Source organism: Wolbachia endosymbiont of Pentidionis agamae (assembly GCF_036711655.1).
Classification (GTDB): domain Bacteria; phylum Pseudomonadota; class Alphaproteobacteria; order Rickettsiales; family Anaplasmataceae; genus JAZHPY01.
In genome coordinates, this window is sequence record NZ_JAZHPY010000033.1 from 1 (window position 1) to 11,303 (window position 11,303).

Genomic DNA, 11,303 nt, shown 5'->3' on the forward strand with positions numbered 1-11,303 from the left:
TGCTCTCCTTCTCTTAGCTTCACTTCTATCTATTGACTAACCCATAACTGGGGTTTATAGGTGATGGTTGTTGAGTTGACAAGATCTATTTTAAAAAAGGAGTTGCGATTTAGGTAAAAAATTTTAAAATCTTGCCACATGGAATTTATATAAAATGGCGTGACTGATGTGTTATTGAGAGGTCTTTTTTTTGGTAAAAAAATTCATGCGATTGTGGAAAAATTGCAAGCAGAAATTCGAGTTGTAAATGACCGTTCTTACTTTTTGCTTCTGGAAAGATTTGGGCGGATTCTTAGTGTATTTAACTACTTTACATTTTTATTTTATCCTCTAAAATCAAGGAAAAATTCTTCATCATCATCTATGTCTATCATGCCAGATAAATGGATAAGGGAAAGGGCTCAAGCCTTTAAAATGATAGAGCCATTTATCGATTATAAAAATTGTGAAGGAGTTGTTTCTTACGGGTTGTCATCTTATGGATATGATGCAAGAGTAGGGAATAAGTTTAAAGTTTTCACCAATGTAAATTCTGTTGTTGTTGATCCTAAAAATTTTTCTGACCATAGTTTTATAGATAGAGAAACGGATGTATGTATTATCCCACCTAATAGTTTCGCACTTGCTAGCACAGTTGAATATTTTCGTATACCAAGAAATACATTAGTAATTTGTGTAGGTAAATCAACCTACGCAAGGTGTGGGATTATAATTAATGTTACTCCTCTGGAACCTGAATGGGAAGGTCATGTGACTTTAGAATTCTCTAACACCACACCTCTTCCTGCAAAAATATATGCAAATGAAGGAGCATGTCAGTTCATCTTTTTAAGGAGCAATGATGAGTGCATGAAGTCATATAATGATCTGCAAGGAAAATATATGCATCAACAAGGCATAACGTTACCAATAGTTAAATAAATTCTTCCACCTATATGTGATGGTTATTGAGTTTAAAAAAGAAGATCTTAAGTAAAGTATGAGCTTTATCTATCTAAATTGTTTTCATTCTAAATTGTTTCCATTAAATTTTGCTAATGTAATTATTTAATATTATCTTAATTACCTAGTGCACAATATTACTTGTGCACTGAAGTTTATATTTTTAATCCATACTGTCTTAAAAATTAAAAGTTAAACCAACCTCGATAGCGTGACTTGAAAGATCATTCTTAACAGTTGCAGTGGTTGATGCTGAATATTCAAATTTTTCATTATTATTACCAACTTTATAATATAATTCAGGTATCTCTTTTCCTAAATCTGGTTTGACTACAAATTTATCACCTACCACAGAAAAGTACCTGTATCCAGCAGATAGTTGAATTTCTGGTGTTATATTATAGCTTAAACCAGCTTTTGCTTGATAAGCAGGCTTTATACATGAGGCACTCAAAAACTTGATATTAGTGAGGCCTGCACCGAAGCCAATAAATGGAGTAAAATTACTTGCATTATTAAAATCATAATATGCATTTAATAGTGCTGCATTATTCTTGAAACCATAATTTGTCATTTTAAATCCAGCTTGCAACTCACCATTTATTTTTTCTGCGCTCAGCCATGGATATTTATTGTAATTATATTGATTCGAATAATGATCTTTATCAATTGCTTGATTACTGTCTTTTATATACCAATGTATAGGTTGATCTTTTTGATTATGAGAAAGATGTGGAGGATCACGGTGTAATTCCACATATGTATTTTCTGTTTTAATCTCTGAATGTAATCCTTCTAATTCAAATCTAAAGTTTTTAATTCTATAGCCGAAAGAAAGGCTTCCTGCAAAATTTCCTTGATATTTAGGGTTATAGCCATCCACTGATTTGTTTGTTTTATCTAGACTGACAATTTTCTCTGTTACTATACCTGAAGCATCTTCTTTTCCACTAAATGTACCAACAATAGGTCTTTCTCCATGATAGCGAAAAGAAAGATAGAAATTATCTTGTGAAGAAGTATTTGGCAACTGAAGAGCATTCTGTGATGAGCTAGATTCATCATCTAAAATAGATTGATATGTGGAAGCAACCACTGTATTAGTAGAAATTAATAGTAGCTATGCCATTGCACTTTTTAGTAGTAATTTTTTATACAAAATATTCATAATATCTCCTAATTTATTTATAAGTATTATTATATAAGTATATGTTAAAAGAGACAAGTAAATTTTTTAAGATTTTTTTTTGTATTCTAAATCTCTCAGTACATGTCTTAAAAGTCAAAAGTGGGGATTGCTAACATAAGATAGCTTTTTTAAAAGCAAAGAGAGCTAAAGTAATGTGAATAATAGTTCTGGCTATACGGACAAAATTTCATACGAGCCATATTCAATGAAGTTCAAAGATCCTATGTAAACCTCAGAAATCTTGCCAAATCTGGAGGAAATCCGTCTAAAATTCTTGATTTTCCCAAAGAAACATTCGACACGCTCATCGTAATATCTCTCGATTTTTTGATTGAAACACACCCTTTGCTTTTGTGAAGCAATTTCTGGGTCCTGAATCGTACTTAAAGACGTTACGTCTTCAATTCGATCTGCGCTACTCGGCTCCAGAATATCATTTAAAAAATGGATGAGATATATCCTTATTTTTCTCAGTGCCAAAAATCTTCTTAAAGGCAATATCATTTTTGGATCAAAAAATTTCGAAAACTCCATAGTATACACTTGAAAATAAATCTATTCTATATTTTTTATATCATCTAAAGTAAGTCCTGTCGCATCCACTATTACTTCAATTGGAACACCTGCTTTAAGTAAATTTTTTGCAACTTCAATCTTTTCTCTATTCACAGATTTTAATTCCTTTTTCTATACCAGTTTTAATGCTTTTATTTCTCGCTTCATCGAGTTTTTGAGAGAGGATATTTTCTTCTTTCTGAAAATCTAAAATTCTTTCTTCATATGCGACTAGATCTTTTTAGGTCCAACATGACTTATCTAGCTCATCATACGCTAGCTTTATTATTAGCTCTTGTTTTGCAATTTTTCTTATAACCTGTTTAAAATCTTTTAAGTAGTAAAACAGAGAAAGCAAGAACAAGCATTTGCAAGCTAGTTTACGCTTGCAATTTTTCCACTACATTTTTCTAACCAAGCGAAAGAGCGCTCAACAACTCATCTTTGTGGTATGTAACTCACTGTGCTTTATAACATGAGCAGTTGCATAAATAGTATCTTTCATTTGACCAGTATGTTTTTAACTTCAGATAGGCTTTCTTCAGCATTCTCAACCATTTTCACAGAACTACTGCGATCAATCACGTCTGCATTATAAGATGAATTACATGTGGTAACCCTTGAGTATATGCTGCAAGATGGCTGTTTTATACTTGAAATCTTTTTACCAGGATCATAGCCTTTTTCTTCAGAAACATCTGTATTTTTGAGCATCAATTTGCAGAACTGATTTTCTCTTTTTAAGCATTGTTTATACGGACCTCTCCAGCTAATTAAGACCCGTTCTAGCAAGCTTTGTTCCTCTCCATTATTACATATTTTAAAATATATGTTTTCCCACCTTGGAAAATCCTTTGGTGGACACCCTCCTACTTGCAGCAATTTTTCAGAACGTATAACATTTTACACAACACATCATAAGTTTTCTTGGTCTTGTTTTCTTCCTGCTACTTTCTAGAATCGTCCTAATCTTTGCTACGGACGTGCAAAAATATATTGAAGATCAAGGAACACACAAAAAGTATAACGATTTTAATATTTTAGAGTTTTAAAACTCTTAATCTGCTTTGCAAGTGTTTACTCAAACCACCAGCTTTAGCTGGTTGTAATTGACAATATAGAGTCTATCCTATGTAAATAAAATCTCTTTTTAATATTGGTTACCATCAAAGAGAGATTAGCATTATCGATACTGTCTGGCATAGATCAACGGACTCTAATTAAGTTAATATTGACAATAAGTACTATATTTGATATACAAAATGAGAAGTTTTATTAAAGAATGAGAAGTTTCATTAAAGATAGTAAATTTTTAAAATGCATAGGGTATAGCAGTGCATTTGCAGCTTTTTGTCGTATCTGCATTATGTTTTGCTTCTTATGTGATGCCTACTATAAAGGAAATATCATCTTGATTTATATGAGATTGGTGATACTAATGAATTGTAACTTATAAATTTCGTTTTGAATAATAGGTAAATTAATAACAGTAAGTTGTATGTATACTATCAATTTGCTTTATTACTTATTATAAATTGTAGGGTTTATGAAAAAGTGTTTCATCTTTTTAATGACTTGACTTCAATTTACTAATAGTTACTATAGTATTAAGATGTTTTATGTCAGTTTTACGTTGGTGTTTTTTAAATTAGATTTGAATTTTTATGGTTACTAAGCGTGGTAATGTTTACAATAATTTAAATGGTACAGATATAATAAGGGCAGCAAAGGTACTTGCAGAACAAAAAGGGTTGGATTTTGACTTCATAGTAGAAGCTCTTGAAAATTCTATAGAGGCTGTTGCTTATGAAAAGTATGGTGTTTCTAATGATATTACTTGTGTTATAGATAGGAGTACGGGTGTGGCCTCCTTATCTAGAAAATTGAAAGTTGTAGAAGATATGGATAGTAAAGATGGTTCGGTAATATCTTTTGTGAGTGCTAAATTGATAAAAGAAGATGTAAAAGTTGGTGATGTTATATTTCAGGATCTCCCAATTAACATTGATGTTGCATCAGCAAGAGTTGCACAAAAGAAAATTGCTCAGATTATAAAAGACAAAGAACTGGCAAAGCAATATGAAGAATTTAAGGGTAAGATAGGTGATTTAGTATATGGTGTTGTTAAGCAGGTGGAATATGGAAATCTGACTGTGGATTTGAATGGTAGTGAAGCATTTTTTCCATCTAAAAATCTACTGAAAGGCGAGGTATTTCGTCAAGGAGATAGAATTAAGGCTTGCATAGAAAATGTTAAACCATCTAGTGATGGTAGGCAGATTATTCTTTCCAGAGTGCATAAGGGTTTCTTAGAACAGTTGTTGAAACAAGAGGTTCCTGAAGTTTCTGATGGGTTGGTAGTAATAAAATCAATTGCTAGAGATGCTGGTTCTAGGTCAAAAGTTGCGGTTTTCTCTTCTGATAAAAATATTGACCCTGTTGGTGCATGTGTAGGAATAAGAGGTCATAGAGTAAAAAGTATAATATCCGAATTACAAGGTGAAAAATTAGATATTATAAATTATTCTTCAGAGCTTGGTAAATTTATTATCAACGCAATTGCTCCTGCAGAAGTATCAAAAGTAGTTATTGATGAGGATGAGAATTATGTGGAGTTAGTAGTTCCAGAAGATCAGTTAAGTTTGGCTATAGGAAAGAAGGGTCAAAATATAAGGCTAGCTTCAGAGCTAGTGGGCTGGGATATTAAAATATTAAGCACTCAAGAAGAATCTGATAAACGTTCTAGGGAATTAAGAGAAGTATCTGCTTTGTTTGCTGAATGCTTAAATGTAGACGAAATAATAGGACAGTTGCTTGTTACAGAAGGTTTTTTAAGAGTAGAAGATATAGCATATGCACCAATTAGTGAACTTACTACTATAGAGGCTTTCACTGAAGATATTGCAATTGAATTACATGACAGGGCTAATCAATTTTTACGTAAGCAAGTAGATGAAAAAAAACAGAGGTTAGCAAATTTAGAAGTTGATAGCAATTTAATTGACCTACCTTTATCGCTGGATGCTAAAGTTAAATTAGCTGAAAATCATATAAAAACCTTACAAGATATAGCTGACTTATCCAATGATGAATTATATAGCATGCTTTGCACGCTGCACAGCAATCAAGAAGAACTAGAGAGCCTAAAAAGTACAGTTGATTCAGTTATAATGAAAGCACGAAAAAAATTGGGATTGGTGTAATTAAGATATGGCTAATGATAATGTTAATAAAGATAAACTTACTCTTCATGGATTGAATAAAATTCAATTAAAGGTTAATTCTCATCTCGACTCATATTTAGAAAATAGTGGAAAATCAAATATAAAAATTGAAGTTAAGAAAAAAAGAAGAATTTCTAGTATGCAAAATCAAATCGATACTAGTGATTATTTAACAGAAGAAGAACAAGTTGTTAGAGTTAATGCTTTGCATCATGCTATGTTGCAAAAAAGCAATTTAGGTAATAGAGAAAAGCAAGAATCAGACAAAAATATAAGTTCAGATATAGAGTCAGATGCACAGCTGCCAGATGAAATACTTAATAATAAGATTAATAATATACGAGAACTAAAAAAGAGTAAGATTATCTCTGTAGAAGATAAGGTAGAGAAGCCTGTAAAGAATCAGTTAAAGGCTAATAAGGATATTTTCTTAAAGCATTCAAAATTAGTAATTGAAAAGGAATTTAATGATCAGAGTGACCTTGTATTTAGAAATAAGCCTAGTATTAGAAGTAAAAAATCTAAATCTATAAGAGTCAAGGTTTCAAGGGAAGTAATTATACCTGATGAAATTACTGTAAAAGAACTGTCTATGAGAATGGCAGAAAATAGCCAGCATATAATAAAGATGTTGAATATGAAGACTCAAGAGGTTTACTCTCTAGAGAGTATTTTAGGTGCTAATTTGGCTTGTGAGATAGCAGTAAGTTGTGGACACAAAGTAAAACGAATTAGTAACCTTGATAAAGAAAATTCCTTTCTAAACTTAGGTAATAAAGATGCTTTGCATAAAACATCAAAACCTCCTGTTGTTACTTTTATGGGGCATGTTGATCATGGTAAAACTTCGCTACTTGATTCTCTTCGCCAATCAAATATTGCTCTGAAGGAAAGCGGAGGCATCACACAACATATTGGTGCTTATCAGATTGTAACAGCAAGTGGTGAAAAGATTACTTTTATTGATACACCAGGGCATGAAGCTTTTACTGAGATGCGTGCACGTGGTGCAAATATCACTAATATAGTTGTAATAGTTGTAGCAGCAGATGATGGAATAATGCAACAAACAATAGAGGCAATAAATCATGCAAAATCTGCAAATGTATCAATTATAGTTGCAATTAACAAAGTTGACAGGGCGAAGGAGAGTGATATACGTAAGATTATTAATGATCTGACTCAATATAATCTAATTCCTGAGGAATTAGGTGGTGATGTCATAGTTGTACCAGTTTCTGCAAAAGAGAAAATAAATTTAGATAAACTAGAAGAAGCAATATTGTTGATTGCTGAACTTATGGATTTAAAAGCAGTTATAGATTGCCGTGCTTTAGGATGGGTAATAGAATCTAAAGTTGATAGAATGAGAGGTATATCAGCTACGCTCATAGTTGAAGAAGGAACATTGAAGGTAGGGGATATAGTGGTGGTAGGTTTAACGTATGGTAAAATACGTACTATGGTGAATTATCTTAGTGAGAGAGAAGTCTTTGCTTTACCTTCTACTCCTATTGAAGTAACAGGCATAAATTCTGTTCCAAGTTCTGGAGATAAATTTGTAGTTGTAGAATCTGAAAAGCAAGCACGTGATATAATTGAAAGCAGGTTAAATATCATTAACAAACAGGAAGATAAAGCAGATGTTGCTCTGGATATATTCAGCCGTAGCAATGATAACATGGAAGAGTTATCTATAATTTTGAAATGCGATGTAACTGGTTCTATTGAAGCAATATTAACTTCGATAGATAAGATAGGAAAAGATCAAATAAAATTAAATGTTTTGCATAAGGCAGTAGGGGGAGTTACTGATTCTGATATATCGCTTGCAGAGGCATCTAATGCAATTATTTTAACTTTCAATGTGAAAATTGACTCTAAAATGAAGGATCTAGCAAAACGAAAAGGGATAGAAATACACAACTATTCCATAATATATGAATTAATTGATGATTTAAAAAGTTATTTAACAAAGATGCTGAAACCTTTAATTAAAGAAATACACATAGGTTCCTTGTCTGTAAGGCAAGTATTTGATGTATCAAAGACAGGTAATATTGCTGGGTGTTATGTAAATAATGGAAGTATAAAAAGGGATTCCATGGTTAAGTTAATGCGTAATTCTAAATTAATACATGAAGGAAAAATAAAAGCGTTACGTAGATTTAAAGATGACGTAAAAGAAGTTGGAGTCAATTTTGAATGTGGAGTGTTACTTGAGAATTATAATGATATAAAATCTGGTGATATTTTAGAGGTTTATCAGTTAGTTAAAGAGGAAAGAGTACTGTAAATATGAGGAGAGAAATAAGGAAATTAAAGCTGGAATCTGTGCTGAATAGGGCGCTGTTAAGGTTTTTTATTGAAAAGAAAGGAAGTGAAGTGTTTAAGGGTGTTGCCGTATCTTCTATAAAATTGAGGTCTGATTTGGAACAAGCAGAAGTTTACCTAATTCCATCTTCTTTAAATAAGGGAAGTTCAGATATCAATAATCTTCTAAATGAAGTAAATAAATCTGCATGGCTAATTCGTCGATCTATCTTACATTATGTTGACTTGCGTTTTATTCCTCAATTAATTTTCAAGCCTGATCTAACATTTAATCATTATGTAAGTGCATCATTAGATAAAACTAAATAGAGATAATGTTATCCAATACTTATTTCTTGTTAATGAGATTTAATAATCTTACAGGTATATGGCTTCTCTTATTTCCTGCTTTAAGTGGAGTTCTTTTAGCTACAGAATCATTATCATTGCAAACGTTTTTTTACCTTATCGTATTTACTGTTGGAGCATTTTTAATGCGTCCTGCTGGATGTATAATCAATGATATTTTTGATAAAAATATAGATGCTTATGTTGAAAGAACAAGAAATAGACCTCTTGCATGTGGGTTCTTAAATATTAAGCAAGCTTTAATTCCACTTTTTCTTCTATTATGTGGTGCTTTTATCATATTATTATTAACAAACGGAGTAACCCTCCTTCTTGGAATAATATCTATGTTTATGATAATTGTTTATCCATTACTCAAACGTTATATTTGGTTTCCTCAAGTATTCTTAGGATTCACATTTAATATGGGAGTATTAATTGGAGGAACAGCTGTAAAAGAACACTTTAGCTTAGAATTTATAATTTTTTACATAGGATGTATATTTTGGACATTAGCTTATGACACTATATATGCTCATCAAGATAAGAAGGATGATGCAAAAATAGGACTCAAATCAACTGCGCTATATTTTGGAAACTCTACAAAATCTTGGTTAAAAAGGTTCTATTTGATATCACTAATGATGTGGTTATGTTCAGGTATTCTAGCTTCATTAAATAATGTTTTTTATATCTCATTTCTGATAGTTGGGTATATATTTTATTACCAACATAAAAAATTAGATTATAACGATCGTAATCAGTGTATGTCAGCATTTAAAAATCACTCTTACGTAGGTTTGATAATATTTCTCGGTATTCTTTTTGATAGAATTTTAAAATCAATAATGTCTTTTAACTCGCTATAGGATTTTCATATCTCTTCCATGATCTCTTATAAAAATAAGAGACTTACGTAAAAGTTACATCAAACTACATGCTTGCATATCTCATGAACATCTTTCCATACTCTTTTCTCTTCATATACCAACATCTACTTCTGCTACCCTATACTTTTCTACCTATTCCTACCTAGATTTTTCTTCTCTCAAAGATCTGATTATAACTTCAATTATATCTAATTTCTACAATACTTAGGGTGTTAACTAAAATTTAACTTTTATATTAAATATAAAAAACAGAACATTTATTGTATAAAGTATGAAGAGTATAAAGAAAACCACTTTTACTTATGTTATTATTACTTGGCATTATTTTTTATGTTATCTATAGTTCTACTAATTTTGCAGATAGAAAAGTACTATATTCATGGTCTCAAGTTTTGCCTGGAGATATGCTAGGTGTTCGTGCAATTGTGAAAGGTAATAGTAAATGTCCATATGCATATATTAATGATAAAAAAATTGAAATGGCAGAGAGAGGATTGCCAAGCGGGCAAAGCTTTCCGGAAAAGGTTTGTTAATTATTTGTTTCAAGAAAAGTGAAAAGTATAAGCATAAACGGAGAAAGCTTGCCTGTACTTAAGGAGAAGTTAGGAAAAATTGCTATTATTGGTGATAGCGGTTGTACATTGCCAAATGATAACAGTACAACATGTAATAGTAAACATTGGCCACTCGTAGGTAACATTGCATCCTTATCTACACATAACCCAGATTTGGTTATACACCTTGGCGACTATAACTATAAGATGTATAGATGTTATCATAATAGAAATAAGTGTGAAGAATGCATGAGAGTGATAGTTTTAAGTCCTGGAAAGAAGAATTGTTAGAACCAAGTGCAAATATATTACAAAAATTTCCTATGTTATTCATAAGGGGAAATCATGAGAATTGTGATTACTGTAGTTTAAAAACTAATAATGCATATAAATCTTGGTATAGATATTTTGATATAGGAAATTCTGTGCCAAAAGATAATGTAGATATGCTAATTACAGATAACAGTTGGATATTTAATACAGGTTCATTGCAATTTTATGTGTTAGACTCTTCTTACTGTGGCAATGATGATTATAGTATTAACCACAAAGTGGTTAGTAATTATGAAAAGAAATTTGCATTTTTTAATGCACATGCTAATCCAAAAATGCCTTATTGGCTTGTGACTCATAAAACTTTCTGGAATTATAATGGTAATCTTAGTCCTTCTGAAAAGCATCACTCAGAAGTTAATGAGGACCTGCTACTTGCGTTCAATAACATACCAATTAAGAATATTTCAGCTATATTATCTGGTCATATACATATGGCACAAATTCTCCTGATGGACAGTGCTCCTACACAGATAATATCAGGAAATTCTGGGGGACTATTATATAACCAAGATTTGGATCCTGTTATGCATAATATTGAGTTTCATACTTCTAATAGAATAAAATTTTATGCTAAAAAGGCTCTAAACTTTCCTGGTTTTGGTTTTGCAATATTAGATCTTGAAAATCGTAAATTTTCTTTTTATAGTAAAGATAATAAAGAACTTTATTCTGCAGAACTGACAGAAAATTTTTCTTTTAATCAGTAAAATTGGTTTGAGGTGTAGTGACAAACAAATCCATGACTAAAATTTATAATTTTAGCAAATTCTTACGTTATGCATAATATTAATCCTGTAAATTTTTATAGATCCAAAAATAAAGAGACAAATTGAGTAATGAAGATTACTCTTGTATAATAATCCTATTAGAATAGTAAATAGACCTCTTACATAACTCATATCCAGATTGTAAATTCCAGCTTGAACCTCAAATCAAAACTTCGGTATTTATC

10 protein-coding genes and 1 pseudogene are annotated in these 11,303 nt (G+C 31.1%); 8 read left to right on the forward strand and 3 right to left on the reverse strand.

The genetic code is table 11. The features are described from left to right. Window positions 1-363 precede the first annotated feature (363 nt). Complete coding sequence (gene dcd / locus V6U76_RS02720; RefSeq protein ID WP_333023496.1) at window positions 364-921, forward strand: dCTP deaminase; 558 nt, start codon at window positions 364-366, stop codon at window positions 919-921. 199 nt (window positions 922-1,120) lie between these two features. Here the strand turns inward: dcd and V6U76_RS02725 are convergent, their stop codons facing one another. The 3 genes and pseudogenes from V6U76_RS02725 to V6U76_RS02735 form a co-directional block, all read right to left on the reverse strand. Next, window positions 1,121-2,038, reverse strand: a complete 918-nt coding sequence (locus V6U76_RS02725; protein WP_333023487.1) for a P44/Msp2 family outer membrane protein — start codon at window positions 2,036-2,038, stop codon at window positions 1,121-1,123. Window positions 2,039-2,470: 432 nt separating this feature from the next. Beyond that, a pseudogene (locus tag V6U76_RS02730) lies at window positions 2,471-2,665 on the reverse strand (PD-(D/E)XK nuclease family transposase); the annotation flags it as partial. 522 nt (window positions 2,666-3,187) lie between these two features. After that, window positions 3,188-3,568, reverse strand: coding sequence for a hypothetical protein (locus V6U76_RS02735; RefSeq protein WP_333023488.1), 381 nt, complete (start codon window positions 3,566-3,568; stop codon window positions 3,188-3,190). 782 nt (window positions 3,569-4,350) lie between these two features. On the opposite strand from V6U76_RS02735, the gene nusA reads away from it, so the two are divergent. The 7 genes from nusA to V6U76_RS02770 all read left to right on the forward strand — a co-directional run bounded on the left by nusA (window position 4,351) and on the right by V6U76_RS02770 (window position 11,058). Further along, the gene (gene nusA / locus V6U76_RS02740) at window positions 4,351-5,889 is read left to right on the forward strand and encodes a transcription termination factor NusA (RefSeq protein WP_333023489.1); all 1,539 of its coding nucleotides are present in this window, start codon (window positions 4,351-4,353) and stop codon (window positions 5,887-5,889) included. 7 nt (window positions 5,890-5,896) lie between these two features. After that, on the forward strand, window positions 5,897-8,206 hold the full coding sequence (gene infB, locus V6U76_RS02745) for a translation initiation factor IF-2 (RefSeq protein ID WP_333023490.1): 2,310 nt from the start codon (window positions 5,897-5,899) through the stop codon (window positions 8,204-8,206). 2 nt (window positions 8,207-8,208) lie between these two features. Further along, on the forward strand, window positions 8,209-8,553 hold the full coding sequence (locus V6U76_RS02750; RefSeq protein ID WP_333023491.1) for a ribosome-binding factor A: 345 nt from the start codon (window positions 8,209-8,211) through the stop codon (window positions 8,551-8,553). 5 nt (window positions 8,554-8,558) lie between these two features. Continuing rightward, complete coding sequence (gene ubiA / locus V6U76_RS02755) at window positions 8,559-9,440, forward strand: 4-hydroxybenzoate octaprenyltransferase (protein WP_333023492.1); 882 nt, start codon at window positions 8,559-8,561, stop codon at window positions 9,438-9,440. A 323-nt stretch (window positions 9,441-9,763) separates the two neighbouring features. After that, window positions 9,764-9,994: a hypothetical protein gene (locus V6U76_RS02760; RefSeq protein ID WP_333023493.1), complete on the forward strand. Its 231-nt coding sequence runs from the start codon at window positions 9,764-9,766 to the stop codon at window positions 9,992-9,994. A 48-nt stretch (window positions 9,995-10,042) separates the two neighbouring features. Beyond that, window positions 10,043-10,306: a hypothetical protein gene (locus tag V6U76_RS02765; protein ID WP_333023494.1), complete on the forward strand. Its 264-nt coding sequence runs from the start codon at window positions 10,043-10,045 to the stop codon at window positions 10,304-10,306. After that, window positions 10,261-11,058: a metallophosphoesterase gene (locus tag V6U76_RS02770; protein WP_333023495.1), complete on the forward strand. Its 798-nt coding sequence runs from the start codon at window positions 10,261-10,263 to the stop codon at window positions 11,056-11,058. Before V6U76_RS02765 ends, V6U76_RS02770 begins: the two co-directional genes overlap by 46 nt. The last annotated feature ends 245 nt before the right edge of the window (window positions 11,059-11,303 follow it).

Bases quoted from the DNA above. Each gene is read 5' to 3' on its own strand.
- ubiA (WP_333023492.1), top strand. From the start codon at position 8,559: ATGTTATCCAATACTTATTTCTTGTTAATGAGATTTAATAATCTTACA.
- V6U76_RS02770 (WP_333023495.1), top strand. From the start codon at position 10,261: ATGCATGAGAGTGATAGTTTTAAGTCCTGGAAAGAAGAATTGTTAGAA.
- V6U76_RS02760 (WP_333023493.1), top strand. From the start codon at position 9,764: ATGTTATTATTACTTGGCATTATTTTTTATGTTATCTATAGTTCTACT.
- nusA (WP_333023489.1), top strand. From the start codon at position 4,351: ATGGTTACTAAGCGTGGTAATGTTTACAATAATTTAAATGGTACAGAT.
- infB (WP_333023490.1), top strand. From the start codon at position 5,897: ATGGCTAATGATAATGTTAATAAAGATAAACTTACTCTTCATGGATTG.
- dcd (WP_333023496.1), top strand. From the start codon at position 364: ATGTCTATCATGCCAGATAAATGGATAAGGGAAAGGGCTCAAGCCTTT.
- V6U76_RS02750 (WP_333023491.1), top strand. From the start codon at position 8,209: ATGAGGAGAGAAATAAGGAAATTAAAGCTGGAATCTGTGCTGAATAGG.